At 59.8% G+C, this 13,277-nt stretch carries 16 protein-coding genes; 1 reads left to right on the top strand and 15 read right to left on the bottom strand.

Translation table 11 applies throughout. From position 1 onward, the window contains the following. Nucleotides 1-36 precede the first annotated feature (36 nt). Nucleotides 37-900 (top strand): helix-turn-helix transcriptional regulator, encoded by an 864-nt coding sequence (locus V6N02_RS10975; protein ID WP_371225624.1) that lies wholly within the window; start codon nucleotides 37-39, stop codon nucleotides 898-900. Here the strand turns inward: V6N02_RS10975 and hypE are convergent. The 15 genes from hypE to V6N02_RS11050 form a co-directional block, all read right to left on the bottom strand. Continuing rightward, a complete protein-coding gene (gene hypE, locus V6N02_RS10980; protein ID WP_371225625.1) occupies nucleotides 897-1,943 on the bottom strand; it encodes a hydrogenase expression/formation protein HypE in 1,047 nt (348 codons plus the stop codon). The two genes, V6N02_RS10975 and hypE, sit on opposite strands and share 4 nt — an antisense overlap. Next, entirely contained in the window at nucleotides 1,940-3,073 is a 1,134-nt protein-coding gene (gene hypD, locus V6N02_RS10985) for a hydrogenase formation protein HypD (RefSeq protein ID WP_371225626.1), read from the bottom strand. Before hypD ends, hypE begins: the two co-directional genes overlap by 4 nt. After that, nucleotides 3,070-3,360 (bottom strand): HypC/HybG/HupF family hydrogenase formation chaperone, encoded by a 291-nt coding sequence (locus tag V6N02_RS10990; RefSeq protein WP_371225627.1) that lies wholly within the window; start codon nucleotides 3,358-3,360, stop codon nucleotides 3,070-3,072. Before V6N02_RS10990 ends, hypD begins: the two co-directional genes overlap by 4 nt. A gap of 3 nt (nucleotides 3,361-3,363) precedes the next feature. Beyond that, on the bottom strand, nucleotides 3,364-4,851 hold the full coding sequence (locus V6N02_RS10995) for a sigma-54-dependent transcriptional regulator (protein WP_371225628.1): 1,488 nt from the start codon (nucleotides 4,849-4,851) through the stop codon (nucleotides 3,364-3,366). After that, the gene (gene hypB, locus V6N02_RS11000) at nucleotides 4,848-5,690 is read right to left on the bottom strand and encodes a hydrogenase nickel incorporation protein HypB (protein WP_371225629.1); all 843 of its coding nucleotides are present in this window, start codon (nucleotides 5,688-5,690) and stop codon (nucleotides 4,848-4,850) included. Before hypB ends, V6N02_RS10995 begins: the two co-directional genes overlap by 4 nt. Beyond that, nucleotides 5,690-6,031 carry a hydrogenase maturation nickel metallochaperone HypA gene (hypA, locus tag V6N02_RS11005; protein ID WP_371225630.1) on the bottom strand — a complete coding sequence of 114 codons (342 nt, stop codon included), beginning with the start codon at nucleotides 6,029-6,031 and terminating at the stop codon, nucleotides 5,690-5,692. Before hypA ends, hypB begins: the two co-directional genes overlap by 1 nt. Further along, nucleotides 6,024-6,926: a hydrogenase expression/formation protein HupK gene (locus V6N02_RS11010; protein WP_371225631.1), complete on the bottom strand. Its 903-nt coding sequence runs from the start codon at nucleotides 6,924-6,926 to the stop codon at nucleotides 6,024-6,026. Before V6N02_RS11010 ends, hypA begins: the two co-directional genes overlap by 8 nt. Nucleotides 6,927-6,929: 3 nt before the next feature. Then, on the bottom strand, nucleotides 6,930-7,697 hold the full coding sequence (gene hybE, locus V6N02_RS11015; protein ID WP_371225632.1) for a [NiFe]-hydrogenase assembly chaperone HybE: 768 nt from the start codon (nucleotides 7,695-7,697) through the stop codon (nucleotides 6,930-6,932). Further along, nucleotides 7,694-8,524: a hydrogenase expression/formation protein gene (locus V6N02_RS11020; RefSeq protein WP_371225633.1), complete on the bottom strand. Its 831-nt coding sequence runs from the start codon at nucleotides 8,522-8,524 to the stop codon at nucleotides 7,694-7,696. Before V6N02_RS11020 ends, hybE begins: the two co-directional genes overlap by 4 nt. 10 nt (nucleotides 8,525-8,534) lie before the next feature. After that, a complete protein-coding gene (locus V6N02_RS11025) occupies nucleotides 8,535-8,918 on the bottom strand; it encodes a thioredoxin domain-containing protein (RefSeq protein ID WP_371225634.1) in 384 nt (127 codons plus the stop codon). A 12-nt stretch (nucleotides 8,919-8,930) separates the two neighbouring features. Next, the gene (locus V6N02_RS11030; protein WP_371225635.1) at nucleotides 8,931-9,245 is read right to left on the bottom strand and encodes a HypC/HybG/HupF family hydrogenase formation chaperone; all 315 of its coding nucleotides are present in this window, start codon (nucleotides 9,243-9,245) and stop codon (nucleotides 8,931-8,933) included. 4 nt (nucleotides 9,246-9,249) lie between these two features. Next, a complete protein-coding gene (locus V6N02_RS11035; RefSeq protein WP_371225636.1) occupies nucleotides 9,250-9,858 on the bottom strand; it encodes a HyaD/HybD family hydrogenase maturation endopeptidase in 609 nt (202 codons plus the stop codon). Between the two features lie 288 nt (nucleotides 9,859-10,146). Further along, nucleotides 10,147-10,893 carry a Ni/Fe-hydrogenase, b-type cytochrome subunit gene (cybH, locus tag V6N02_RS11040; protein ID WP_371225637.1) on the bottom strand — a complete coding sequence of 249 codons (747 nt, stop codon included), beginning with the start codon at nucleotides 10,891-10,893 and terminating at the stop codon, nucleotides 10,147-10,149. A gap of 4 nt (nucleotides 10,894-10,897) precedes the next feature. Further along, nucleotides 10,898-11,473 carry a HupE/UreJ family protein gene (locus V6N02_RS11045; protein WP_371225638.1) on the bottom strand — a complete coding sequence of 192 codons (576 nt, stop codon included), beginning with the start codon at nucleotides 11,471-11,473 and terminating at the stop codon, nucleotides 10,898-10,900. A gap of 12 nt (nucleotides 11,474-11,485) precedes the next feature. Next, nucleotides 11,486-13,276: a nickel-dependent hydrogenase large subunit gene (locus V6N02_RS11050; protein ID WP_371225639.1), complete on the bottom strand. Its 1,791-nt coding sequence runs from the start codon at nucleotides 13,274-13,276 to the stop codon at nucleotides 11,486-11,488. Between the last annotated feature and the right edge of the window lies 1 nt (nucleotide 13,277).

Raw genomic sequence — 13,277 nt, forward strand, 5'->3', positions numbered from 1 at the left:
GCCTGACCCGAGATCGCCATGTTTGACACTGCAACCATGACAGATGACAGAACACAGTCCCCATCGCCCGACTGTCTAGCGGGCATCGCGCGCGCCATCGAACTGATCGGACAGGACGATTTTCTGCCCGCCCTGACGCAGCTTTGCCTGAAGGCTTCAGGCTATGACAATGCCTTTGTGGCAGCGTATTTTCCGGATCATCCGCCGGTCGAGCTGTTTGACAATCTGGGAGCTGCGGAAGAAGCCAATACGATCACACCTTACCTCGATTTCGCCTATCTGCTGGACCCGTTCTATACACTGTATCAGCGCGGGATCGGCGACAACGTAATCCGCCTGCGCGACTGTGCCCCGGATGATTTCCTGTCCTCCGAGTATTATCAGGCCTTCTATGCGGGCACCGGGCTTTATGACGAAGCCGGGGTTTTTGTCGCTTTCGAAGGTGGGGCCTCGATCATCCTGTCTCTGGGCAGCCGGGTGCAGGGCGCACAGATGAATGATGCGCAATACGCAGCCCTCACCGCCTTGTTGCCCTGCGTTGCCGCGCTCTGCCGTCGCCATTGGCCCCGGCTTGATCCGGGCTCGTTGGCTGGCAGCGGCCGGATAGGCTTGCATCTTGAGAAATCATTCGAGCGATTTGGCCGCTCGGTCCTCAGTGATCGCGAGGCCGAAATTGTTCGGCTGATCCTCAAGGGCCACTCCTCGAAATCCATCGCGCGCGAGTTGGGCAACAGCCCCGAGACGGTCAAAGTGCATCGGAAACGTATTCACACCAAGCTGGGCATCGCCTCACAGGGTGAATTGTTTTCGATGTTTCTAGACGCACTCAGTCGGACCCCTCCCAATGCGCAAGACGATCCGTTGAGTTACCTGGCGAATGACAATCACCACGCACCCTAACAAATGCGCGGCAATTGTTCACCCACCAGCATATCTACCAACCGCTGTCCGCCAAAAAGCGTGCGCATGGTCACACGGCCCGCGGGGCCATCGCCGGCCTTTCCGATGATCGCAGCCTTGCGACCTTCGGGGATGGCACGCATTGCCGCTAACGCAGCCTCGGCCTGATCGGGGGGAACAAACAGCACCAGAGTGCCTTCATTCGCGAGGTAGAGTGGATCAAGCCCGAGGATTTCACAAACACCCTTGACCTCCGGGCGCAGCGGCATGGCGGTCTCGTCCAACTCGATGCTGATGCCCGCCGCCTCGGCCATTTCATTCAATGAAGAGGCCAGTCCGCCCCGCGTTGCATCCCGCGCAGCCCGAACATCGGGCGCGGCAGCAATCACCGCCTCGATCAAATTGTTCAGGCTTTGACAGTCCGATTGCAGATCAGTCGAAAGCGCCATATCCCCCCGCGCGGCCATTATCGCCGCGCCGTGATCACCCAGCACCCCGTTGACGATAGCGACATCGCCGGGTTGGATCGCTTCGGCCCGCATATCGCGCCCCGGAGGGATCACGCCGACACCTGCTGTGGTGACAAACACCTTATCCGCCGCGCCCTTGCCGACGACCTTGGTGTCGCCGGTGACAATTTTGACGCTGGCCTTATCGGCCTCGGCCTGCATCGAGGCCACGATGCGGCGCAACAGGGCAATCTCGCAGCCTTCTTCGATGATGAACGCTGCCGACAACCACAAAGGTTTTGCGCCGCCCACGGCCAGATCATTGACCGTACCACAGACGGCAATCTTGCCAATGTCGCCACCGGGAAATTCAATCGGGGAGACCACGAAACTGTCAGTGGTAAAGGCCAGCTGTGCGCCGGGGTCCTGCAACGCGTCGGACGTCAGGCGCGCCTGATCTTCAGTACTGGCAGGTTGGAACACATCCGTGAACACCTCATCAATCAGATCGCGCATCGCCTTGCCGCCACCCCCATGGGCCAGGGTCACGCGGTCGCCACGCAGGCGCGAGGGCTTGGGGGCGGCCATGTTCATTCCGCCGCCTCCACTGCACCATATTGGAAGTAGGCGGCACACGCCCCTTCCGAGCTGACCATCAGCGCGCCCAGCGGCATCTCCGGCGTGCAGCCCTTGCCATATTGCGGGCATTCAAACGGTTTGATCCGCCCGGTCATCACAGCCCCGCATTCACAGCCATCAGGTTCCTGAACCGAGCGTTCGCCCGCGCCATAGCCAATGCCGAATTTCTCTTCGGTATCAAAGGCTTTGTATTTATCACGGATACTCAACCCACTGGCGTCAATCTCACCCAGGCCTCGCCATTCAAAGCTGGGTCGCGGTTCATACACGTCCTCAATCGCCGCCAATGAAACCGGATTTCCATGCTCCGGCACAATTCGCCCGTATTGGTTTTCCACCTCTGCGCGCCCTTCGGCAATCTGGGTCAGAACCATCAGAACCGATTGCAACAGATCAAGCGGTTCAAATCCGGCGACAACGATCGGTTTGCCATACTCCTTGGCGATGAAATCATAGGGGTGCGTGCCGATCACCATCGACACATGTCCCGGCCCCACAAAGCCGTCGAGGATCATATGGGGGTCATCCAGCAGAACCTTGATCGGGGGCGGGACGGTGATGTGATTGCAAAACACACTGAAATTAATGAGATTTTCGCGTGCTGCCTGTTGAATCGACAGGGCCGTGGACGGTGTAGTCGTCTCAAACCCCAGACCAAAGAACACCACTTCGCGATCCGGATTGCGCCGCGCAATCTCCAGCGCATCCAACGGCGAGTAAACCATGCGGATATCCGCGCCATCGGCCTTGGCCTGCAACAACGACTTCTTCGAGCCGGGCACGCGCATGGCGTCGCCAAAGGTGGTGAAAATCACCTTGGGGTCCTCGGCCACGTGCACGCATTCATCAATCCGGCTCATCGGCAATACGCAAACCGGGCAACCGGGACCATGGATAAATTCGATCCCCGGCGGGGTAAGTTTGTCCAGCCCATAGCGGAAGATCGCGTGGGTATGGCCGCCACAGATTTCCATGATGTGTACGGGCTTCTCGGCGGTCGCGCCGATCTCGTTCACCTTCTTCTCAATCGCGGCCAGCACGGACTTGGCAGCGACCGGATCGCGGAATTCTTCAACGAATCTCATTGCGTGCCCTCCAACGCGGATTGACCGTCGGCCATCGCTTCCAGCGTTTCCTGCGCCTCGCCCAGACCTTGCAGGGCTTCCAGCGTTTTGGCGGCTTCATCCTCGTCAATCACGCTCATCGCAAAACCGACATGGATCAGGGTCCATTTGCCGACCAAACCTTCAAGCGGACCGGTGGCCACGCAGGCGACATTCACCTCACGCTTCACACCCGACACATCGGCCATCGCCATCAAGCGGTCTTCATCGGTGATCTCAACGATCTGACCGGGTATTCCCAAACACATGATTTAGTCCTCTTCGTTGCTGGCGTGGGCCTTGCCCGGTTGGGCAATGCCGTATCGGTCCAGTTTCGCGCGCAATCCGACGCGCGACAGACCAAGCTCGCTTGCTGCTCGGCTTTTGTTCCATTTCAGACGGGTGAGTGTTTCGCGCAAAACGCGCATCTCGATGCCCTCGACGCGTTCTTTCAACGTGCCTTCGCCCGCAAGCACGTCGCTGATTCGGGCGTCTTCAGCCACTGCGCAGGGGTCGGCCTGCAGGATATGGCGCGAGATCAGCTCGGGACCCAGCACCGGGTCCTGCGAAACAATGAGCATGCGGGTCAGCTCGTTTTCAAACTCACGCAGGTTGCCGGGCCAGTCGTAATTGGCCAGAAATTCGATGGCCAGATCCGACAGGCCCTGCACCGGTTTGCCGTGCGCCGAGGCGAGATCGAACAGGATATGCTGGGCCAGAACCGGGATATCCTCGGTCCGGTTGCGCAGAGGCGGCAGGGCCAGTTCAACCGAAGACAGCGCATAGTAAAGGTCGTTGCGGAATGTGCCGTCGTTCACCATCGCGTTCAGATCGGCATGCGCCCCGGTCATCAGGCGCAGATTGGTGGTCAGCACCTCGTGCCCGCCAAGCGGTTGAAACGCGCCTTCACTGGCCACCCTCAGCAGGATCATCTGCATTTTTGGGCTGAGGCTGTCGACACCGTTCAAAAACAACGTGCCGCGATCCGCCTTTTGCAACAGGCCGATCTTGTTGCTGGGCACGCCGGGCAACGCCCCGCGTTTGGCCCCCAGCAGTTCGATCTGCAGCAGTTCGTCCGACATGCCCGCACAGTTGAGTTCAAAGAAGGACTGGTTCGAGCGCAAAGAACTGTAATGCATGGCCCGCGCCAGCACCAATTTGCCGGTGCCCGGCTCGCCCGAGATCAGGACCGGCACGTCAAAGCTGGCATATTGGCGGGCGGTTTCCACTGTGGCGTTCATCGGCGAATTGGGCGCGCGCAGCACTTTTTCAAAGCCCAGCCCTTCGCGCAGCGCCTTGCGGCGGGCCTCAAGCTTGGTTTCTGCTGTGTTGGAGAGCACCCGCATCTCCAGCGACAGCCGGTCGTGATCGCGGGTCAGCTGAAACAGCTGCGCCGCGTTCTTGGCAGCCATCATCAACTGATCCGGGTGCCAGGGTTTGGTAACGAACTGATAGATGCCCGCCTCGTTGATCGCGGCGATCATATCGGTGGTTTCGGTGTAGCCGGTGATGATGATGCGCACGGTTTCAGGCCAGCGTTCACGCACCTCGGTCAGAAACTCAACGCCCGTGCGCCCCGGCATCCGTTGGTCGCAAAACACAACCTGCACGAAATTCTCCTGCATCAGCGCCTCGGCCGCATCGGCATCAGGCGCGGTGAGGCATTCAAACTCGTCCTCCAGCGCCATGCGCATGGCGGCGAGCGAGTGTTCCTCGTCATCGACCAGAAGGATTGTGGGCAGGGGCGCGGGCTTGCTCATTGTGCCGCTTTCACCTCCGCTTTATGGGCCAGGTTGTGACGCAGCCAGGTGATCCAGTCTTCCATCCCCTCGCCGGTACGGGCCGAGACGCGCAGGATCTCGATCTCCGGGTTCACCCGGCGCAGGTTTGTCTCGTAAAGGTCCATATCCACGTCGCAATGCGGGGCCAGATCGACCTTATTCAGAATGGCAAGCCGTGAGGCCGTGAACATGTCAGGGTACTTCAGCGGCTTATCCTCGCCCTCGGTGACGGACAGGATCGCGACCTTGCAATCCTCGCCCAGATCGAACGCAGCAGGACACACCAGATTGCCGACATTTTCGATGAACAGCATGGCCCCCCCGGTCAGGTCCAGATGCTCCATCGCGTGGCCCACCATATGCCCGTCCAGATGGCAGCCCTTGCCGGTATTGACCTGAATGGCCTTCGCCCCTGTGGCGCGGATGCGGTCTGCATCATTCTCGGTCTGCTGATCGCCTTCGATCACGGCCAAGGGCTGATCCCCCAGCGCCTCGATGGTCTTGCACAACAACGTGGTTTTGCCTGATCCCGGTGACGACACCAGATTGATCGCAAAAGCCCCGAGGTCGGCCAGAACGGCACGGTTGGCATTCGCGTAGGCATCGTTTTTCGACAGGATATCGGTTTCAATCTCGATCAGACGATCCTGCGACATGCCCGCCACTTCAACCCCAGCCGGGCCATGGCCGAAATGCAAGCCATGCGAGTGTTCGTGACTGTGGCCATGGTGGTGATGGTGCCCGTGATCATGCCCGTGGGAGTGATCGTGGGAATGCCCCTTCACTTCGCTGTCTCCGCATCCGCAAACTGTACACATTACGCGACCTCCAAATCCTTGATCCGCATTTCATCGCCGCCCATCGGCATCAGCTTGCCCCCGCCACAATCAGGGCATGGGTCAAGCCGGTTTTCTATCTGCACTTCTTTCACACAGTCGTAACACATTGCTTTGCCCGGCAGATCGAGCATGACCAGCGCGGCCCCTTCGGCGGGGGAACCGCGCATCACGATGTCAAAGGCAAAACTCAGCGCGTCTTTCTCAACTCCCGCAAAGCGGCCCAATTCGACCCGTACGGTCTTGATCCGCTTCACATTATGCTGGCGCGCCTGATCCACGATCACCTGACGCATGCCTTCACAGAGCGACATCTCATGCATGATGTACCTCCCTAAGCCGCACCGGGCTGCACGGGTCCAGAATGTCCATGATCAATGGCGCATACCCCGCTTTTGCCTCTGGCAGGCTGGCCAGAGTGTGCGCCAGAATCCCGCCCTCTGCCAAGAGATGATCGGTGGGCGTGACGCGGGTGAAGGCCGTGACAGTCCCGTCTTCAACTTTCGCCCGGATTGCATAGGACCCGCGCGCGGCGGGCACGATGGCACAGCCTTTGGCGGGAGTTTGCCATGCGGGCAATGCGCCGGTCAGACAAGCCTCAAGATCATAGGCCCGTCCCAACGCCCGCCACAGCGGTCCGCGGCCTTTGGTGGCGGCAACCGCCTGCATCACGGGGTGACCGGCATGGCGGCCCGCAACGGAGTTTTCCTGCGCCGTCGTGACAAAGACACAATCCGCATCAGGCATGTGCAAGATCGGGGTGTCCGCCTCGCCGGAGTCAAAGGACTGATCAATCAGATTGAGAACCGGAGCAATCCCCGGCCCTGTCGTGAGGAAAGCATGAAACTCATCCATGCTGCGGGGCATCCGACCAAGCGGGCCAAACAGATCAGCCACCAAAGAGGGGCCACCTGCCGCCCAGTCTTGCGGCAAAGGCAATGGCGGATGGCCAAAATGGCCCGGCCATTTCAGGTGAAACTTGATCAGGTGGTCGCGCAGAATTTCCTGATGCAGCGCATCGTGATCCGCCTCCGCCACTGGCAGATCAAAGGCTAATCGCGCCGCCACTTGTTGAGCGGTCCGGCACAGGTTGAAGATGCGCGGCAACAGGGCAGCGGCTTTTTCCACCGGCTGCCCGATAATCAGATCGGCGACCGGCAAGGGCGCAGATGGCTCGGGCATCAACCCGCCAAACCCATGCTCTGTCCGGTCCAGCATCTTTTACGCTCCTTCGGCCAATCCACCGGTGATCAGGCCCCGGCGGGTGGGTTCGACGGCCACCTCTTCAGGTGGGGCCAGTTCGGCCTCGCGCGCAGCACGGATATCGGCCGAGCGGTCGGTTTCGGCCAGATTGGCCTGATCAAACAGCGCAATCATGATGGCCTGTGCCACCTCGATGGCCGCCGCATGGGTTTTGAAGTCATTCATCGGCGAGAACAGCGAGCAGGCTTTGTACCCACTCGTCAACTCGCGCACATTGTGCAGGAATTCGTAGTCGCCGGACGGGAAACTAATGATCTCTTTCGCGCCAGCGGTCAGGGTCGACCAATCCTCGCCCTCACCGGGCAGCACGATCAGGTTCATGAACCACGGCGAGACCAGCACACCCAAAGGGCGCCCATCGACCATCTGAAAGCCAACCGCCTCGACCGAGAGCATCTTGTTGACCATCGGCAGATCGCGCATCTTGGCATGCCAGATTTCGCGGAAATCAGCGACCAGCCGGGCGGTCATGGCGTCAATTGCATCCGCCTCGGCCGCGCTGGTGGCGCCGGGATCTTCCAGCACCATGAACTGCTCCTTGGGCGCGCTGCAATTGGGGCAAGACCAATCAACGGGAAGCGCCAGAAACGGGGTGCCCGGTTCAACCTGACGATAGTCATCGCCATGCGCCGGGTCATAGGGCGTCCAGCAGATTTTACACTCCATGATCGCCGCCGGGCTGATCTTGTCCGTCGCGCCAAGGAAGGACCCTTCAAAGCTGCTCATGTGATCGCCTCCAGCACGGCTTTGATGCGATTGCCGCTGTCGATCAGGTCTTCCTCGGCGGCCAGAATGACCTCGGGGGCGCGGGTGACCTCGAACGTATCCAGGATCAGCGTGTCCATCGAATTGAAGAATTGCACCCGCCAGACATGGGGAATGGCTGTCGCCGAGACCCGGCAATTGCCATAGCCGCGCGACAGCAGCGTGACCGACCCTTCGCCAAGGGCGGCATCCAGCCAGAGCAGGTCCGGCTCGGTATGTGGCAACAGGGTGAGGTTGATCACGTGCAAATCGTCCGCTTCACTGAAGGCGGCGGATTTATCAAGCAGTTCCACCAACAGCGGTGGGGCGTTCTGAACGCCGTCCTGCATCGGGGTGGCGTTGCCCTGAGCCGCGCGCCGCGGGGTAAAGGGGGTTGCGGTCACACATGGCGGCACGGGGGCCACATCCACGCGGTCCACGCCCGCGCCGGTCACGCACCAGACCCCGGCGAACACGCTTTCCTGCACCGCCAATGCGGGCACGCCCCAGACCTTGGCGGCCACTTCGCCTTCGCCCAAGGTTTCGGCGATCAGGGCGCGGTTGGGAGCGTCCAGAGGGCTGAGGTCAAACTGCACCGTCGTGCCGATATTCAGGCAAGCGGCGGCGATGTCGCGAAGCACTGTGAGCGCGGGCGCATAGGTATCATCCTCGATCTCGACATCGGGAAGATGCGGCGCATAGGTGCGCATGTCCTGCGGCAAGGGCATATATTCCAGCGCTTCGTCCTGATCATCCAGGGGCTGCGATCCGGGGCCGAAACCGGTGGGGGGCATGGTGAAATTGCTCATTTTAAGGTCCTCACTCGGCAGCGATGGGCAGGTTCAGGATCTGGCTGATCCGGGTGATGTATTCCGACCAGTCGCGCACTTTCGGGATCGCTCCGATCATGGTGCCGTCGCGGTAGAAAATAAGGCTGGGGGTTTTGAACACATGCGTGGTGTCGCGCAACTCACGCTCGACCGCATCACCCACCACGGCACAGTCAAACTGCTGCTGAAACGCCGTGTGAAGCTCGGGCAGGATCACGGCCACATCGGGTGTTTCCAGATTGCGCGCGGCATCGCCGGGTACGAACAACACATGCACGCCGGGGGCTTCGGTGAAGCGGGTAATCTCAGCCACTGTCTCTAACGATGGCATATCGAATTCATCAATCAGGCGGGCGATCAGCGGGTGGGTCATGTCTTGGCCTCCTCAGGCGGTTGTCTGGCCTGCGTCCAGCGCGGCTTGCAGGTGAGCGGGCAGTCGCGGCCCGGAATTTTCAAGGTCGGCAAAGGCATCGCCCAGATCACGGCCTTCCATCAGGGCGCGCAACCCGCCCAATGCGGCAGTGATCTTGGCAGCCTCGTCAGCGTCAATCACCTCGCGCGCAGCGCCAAGGAAATTCAGCACCCAGTCGCCGGGCACCGCATCGGGTGTCAGGGACAGATCGATCAACTCACCTGTCTCGACGGCGAGGCCCTTGATACCGTCAACCGAGGCCAGCTGCATGGGGATGCCAACGCACATCGGTTTACTCCGCCGCCGGGAAGAAGCGGTCATCGCCCGTGCGGCAGGCCTCATCCTCAGATGGGCGGCCCTGTTCATAGGCACCACGCAGAATCGACGGATCGGCTAAAAGCCGGTCATCGCCTTTGCCAGGGCGCGCGTGGATGCCATGCTCGGCCAGTTTCTTTAGCGCGATGGCAATGGCCGGGTCGATCCGGGCCGCCACGATATCGCGCAGGCCGCCGCCGTAATCTTCCAGCTCGACCGGCTGGCAGCCGATCAGGATCAGGGTTTCGGGGCAATAGCCCATCAACTGCGCGGTGGCGATGACGTCCTGAAACCCGGTCTGGTGCAGGCTCATCTTCTTGGCACCCATGAAGGTGGGTACGGCATCGCCCTCGATCACTTTCATCGTGCCGAGGGGCAGGCCATAATCAATCGCATCAAACACCAGAAGGATGTCGGCTTCTTCCAAGAACGGCAAAAGATAGAGCCCCTGCGTACCGCCATCGAGAAGTGTGACATGTTCGTCAAAGGTCCAGGACTGCGCCATGGTTTCCACGCAGCGCACGCCAAAGCCTTCGTCGGCCCACAGCACATTACCGATGCCAAGAATGAGAGCGTTTCGCCCCATCATCTCCTCCCAGAATGGTCCATATCGAGCGGAAATTGGCTTTCCGGTCGCTCCTCAAGATGACAATAAGGTTTTTACTTTCGCAGTTTCTTAACTTTCTTCATGGAGACACGATCTTCGTAAGTATCTGTTTTTCATATATTAATCAGTATGCAGATGGATTCCGTAAAATCATATATGGAAGCTATATATCCACTATATATCAAAAATGGATATATAATAACCGCAATAGAAAAAGGCGGGCGACTCAATCACCCGCCTTTCAGCGTTCTTGATATGCCTCGCGGCCTAGTCGGGGTTGTCATCCTTGAAGGTACGGTGCCCGGAAATCATCGTCGAGACGATGGATTGACGGCTCATGATATCTTCGCGGATTGCAACGTAGATATGGATGATCATGAAGATGATGATCCACCACATGCCAAGGTGATGATAGGTATGCACCACGTGGCTGTTGCCGCCCACAAGGGTGAACACCCAGCCAAACATCACATCCGCCCAGCTACCATGACCCAATCCTTCGCCATAGAGCGCAAAGCCGGTGATGATCATGAACCCGACGCCCAGCGTGATGAAACAGAACATGGCCAGCTGCGCCAACGGGTTATGGCCGACATATTTCTTGGGCTGCTTCTCCAGAAACAGGTACCAGCGGATTTCGAACCAGATTTCGCGCCACCAGTCGCGCCGGAAAATCGGCAGGATGAAGAGTTGCCGTGCATGGTGATTGCCAAAGATTGCCCAGTACATCCGGCCCAGAAAGCCAATGGCCAGGATCCAGCCTGCCGCGAAATGGGCAAAGCGGATATAGCCAAAGACAAACTGATGGGTCGCCTCGGCGATGATCATCGTAGGGGGCGGTGAGCCGATGAAATAGCCGGTGATACACAGCGTCAGAATGGCCAGCGCGTTGATCCAGTGCCACAGGCGCACAGGCACCTCGTAGACGTAAACCGAGGTCTGGCGCGTGACATGCGCCAAATCCTCGGCATCGGCGTCGGGGGCACCGAGGGGCGGGGTTGAGGTGTCGGTCATGACGTCACCCGATCCCGGCCAGCAACGCGCCCCCGGAGAGGACCAGACCGGTCCCCAGGGCTTTTTGCAGAACGGGCTTTGCAAGGACCTGCGCTATGGCAATGCCGATCATGTGCAGGGCTGCGGTGGACAGCAGGAAACCTGCAAGATAGCCGGCCGCATCGCTGACCGCTTCGGTCGCATGGGCATGGCCATGCGCCATTGCGAAAAAGCCAATCACAGCCAGCGAGACACTGGTTAACCATGCAGGCTGGCCGCGTCGGGAAAACACCGTCAGCACACCGAAGGCCAGGATGGACAGCGTGATCACGCCCTCCACCATGGGAAAGCCGATCCCGGCCCAGGACAGCGCGGCCCCCAACCCCATCATGGACAGGAACGTGACAGCCCCGCGCCAAACGCGTGATTGCAGCACAAACCCCGACCACAGCCCAACCGCAAGCATCGCCAACAGGTGGTCCAGCCCGAACACCGGATGCTCAAGCCCGTGCAGGAATCCGGATGTGGTGCCATGCCCGGTATGGGCCAGCGCAGGGCCCGCGAGGGCAATCAGAGCAAATGTGGGTACAAATCTTTTCATGATATCGCTCCTTCAGCGGACTTTGACGGTGGTCAACTCGTCGCCATCGGGCGACATGACATGGGTGGAACAGGCGAGACACGGATCGAAGCTGTGCAGTGTGCGCAGGATTTCGACCGGTTCTTCGGGGCGTTCCATCTTGGTGTTCATCAACGCAGCCTCAAAGGCGCCGATGTTGCCCTGGCTGTCGCGGGGCGACCCGTTCCAGGTGGTGGGCACCACGCATTGATAATTCTCGATCCGCCCATCCTTGATGCGCACCCAATGGCCCAAGGCTCCGCGCGGCGCTTCGGACATGCCCACGCCCTTGGCCTCTTTCGGCCAGGTGCTGGGGTCCCATTTGGCGACATTGGCGGTGCTTTCATCGCCGTTCTTGATATTGGTGACCAGTTTGTCGAAGAATTGTTTTTGCAATCGGCCACAATATTCGCTTTCCAGCGCCCGGGCGGCGGTGCGCCCCAGTGTTGAGAATAGCGCCTCCACCGGCAGGTTCATTGTGCGCAGAAGGCCCGTGACCTGATCGGTGATCTCTTCGTGACCGCTGGCGTAGCCAACGATATAGCGCGCCAGCGGGCCCACCTCCATGGCGTTGCCGCGCCAGCGGGGCGCCTTGATCCAGCTGTATTTGGCCGCTTCGTCGATCTCTTCAATGTTGGTGCGGCTGCCCTTGGTGGCACTGCCCAGTTCGAAGTTCGGTTCGGTCTCGCCATCCCAGGGATGCAGGCCCTTGCCCGGCTCGCCATATTCATACCAGCTGTGATCGACAAATTCCTGGATCTGCTCAGGGTCACGCACATCGACCTCATGCACTTTCGTCAGATCGCCATTGGTGATTGCGCCACGGGGCATGTGCATGTTTTCTGCCGAGTAATCATTGGCATTCTCGGGGATATCGCCGTAGGCCAGCACCGATTGCGAGCTGAGGCCGCCGCCATAGAGCCAGTTCTTGTAGAACCCGCCAATGGCCACAACATCGGGCAGATAGACGTTCTTGTTGAACGCGATGCACTTATCGATGATCGAACTGACATGGTTCAGCCGCTCCATGTTGATCGCGCCCACAGCCCCCGTGGAATGCACGTTGATCGGGCAAGGCACACCGCCCACCAGCCAGTTGGGATGCGGATTCTTGCCGCCAAAGATCGTGTGGATTTTCACGATCTCCTTTTGCAGATCAAGCGCCTCAAGATAGTGGGTCGTGGCCATCAGATCGGCCTCGGGCGGCAACAGGTAGGCCGGATTGTCCCAATAGCCGTTCTTGAACAGGCCCAGCTGCCCGCTTTCCACGAACTGCTTGAGCCTGTTCTGAACGTCCCGGAAATAGCCGGGAGACGATAGCGGATGACTGGGAGAGACAGCCTGCTGTAGTTCCGACGTGGCCTTGGGATCGGCACGCAGCGCGTTGATCGGGTTCACCCAATCCAGCGCATGCAGGTGATAGAAATGCACGATATGGTCATGGATTTGCAGGTTCAGCTGCATCATGTTGCGGATCGAGTTGGCGTTTTCGGGAATGGTGATGCCCAATGCATCCTCGACCGCGCGCACCGAGGTCAGCGCGTGGGTGCCGGTGCACACGCCGCAAATCCGCTCGGTAAAAGCCCAGGCATCGCGCGGATCGCGACCCTTGAGGATCACTTCAAGCCCGCGCCACATGGTGCCTGTCGAAACAGCATTGCGGATGAACCCTTCGTCATCCACGTTCACTTCACAGCGCATGTGGCCCTCGATCCGGGTGACCGGGTCGACAACAATACGCTGGCCCGAGGTATCAAGGTCAAAACCGTTTGGGGTGATGGTCATG

This window comes from Roseovarius conchicola (assembly GCF_041403425.1).
GTDB lineage: Bacteria > Pseudomonadota > Alphaproteobacteria > Rhodobacterales > Rhodobacteraceae > Roseovarius > Roseovarius conchicola.

Excerpts from the sequence above, each read along its gene's own strand:
- V6N02_RS10975 (WP_371225624.1), top strand. The coding sequence starts at position 37 with ATGACAGATGACAGAACACAGTCCCCATCGCCCGACTGTCTAGCGGGC.
- hypE (WP_371225625.1), bottom strand. The coding sequence starts at position 1,943 with ATGAACATGGCCGCCCCCAAGCCCTCGCGCCTGCGTGGCGACCGCGTG.
- hypD (WP_371225626.1), bottom strand. The coding sequence starts at position 3,073 with ATGAGATTCGTTGAAGAATTCCGCGATCCGGTCGCTGCCAAGTCCGTG.
- V6N02_RS10990 (WP_371225627.1), bottom strand. The coding sequence starts at position 3,360 with ATGTGTTTGGGAATACCCGGTCAGATCGTTGAGATCACCGATGAAGAC.
- V6N02_RS10995 (WP_371225628.1), bottom strand. The coding sequence starts at position 4,851 with ATGAGCAAGCCCGCGCCCCTGCCCACAATCCTTCTGGTCGATGACGAG.
- hypB (WP_371225629.1), bottom strand. The coding sequence starts at position 5,690 with ATGTGTACAGTTTGCGGATGCGGAGACAGCGAAGTGAAGGGGCATTCC.
- hypA (WP_371225630.1), bottom strand. The coding sequence starts at position 6,031 with ATGCATGAGATGTCGCTCTGTGAAGGCATGCGTCAGGTGATCGTGGAT.
- V6N02_RS11010 (WP_371225631.1), bottom strand. The coding sequence starts at position 6,926 with ATGCTGGACCGGACAGAGCATGGGTTTGGCGGGTTGATGCCCGAGCCA.
- hybE (WP_371225632.1), bottom strand. The coding sequence starts at position 7,697 with ATGAGCAGCTTTGAAGGGTCCTTCCTTGGCGCGACGGACAAGATCAGC.
- V6N02_RS11020 (WP_371225633.1), bottom strand. The coding sequence starts at position 8,524 with ATGAGCAATTTCACCATGCCCCCCACCGGTTTCGGCCCCGGATCGCAG.
- V6N02_RS11025 (WP_371225634.1), bottom strand. The coding sequence starts at position 8,918 with ATGACCCACCCGCTGATCGCCCGCCTGATTGATGAATTCGATATGCCA.
- V6N02_RS11030 (WP_371225635.1), bottom strand. The coding sequence starts at position 9,245 with ATGTGCGTTGGCATCCCCATGCAGCTGGCCTCGGTTGACGGTATCAAG.
- V6N02_RS11035 (WP_371225636.1), bottom strand. The coding sequence starts at position 9,858 with ATGGGGCGAAACGCTCTCATTCTTGGCATCGGTAATGTGCTGTGGGCC.
- cybH (WP_371225637.1), bottom strand. The coding sequence starts at position 10,893 with ATGACCGACACCTCAACCCCGCCCCTCGGTGCCCCCGACGCCGATGCC.
- V6N02_RS11045 (WP_371225638.1), bottom strand. The coding sequence starts at position 11,473 with ATGAAAAGATTTGTACCCACATTTGCTCTGATTGCCCTCGCGGGCCCT.
- V6N02_RS11050 (WP_371225639.1), bottom strand. The coding sequence starts at position 13,276 with ATGACCATCACCCCAAACGGTTTTGACCTTGATACCTCGGGCCAGCGT.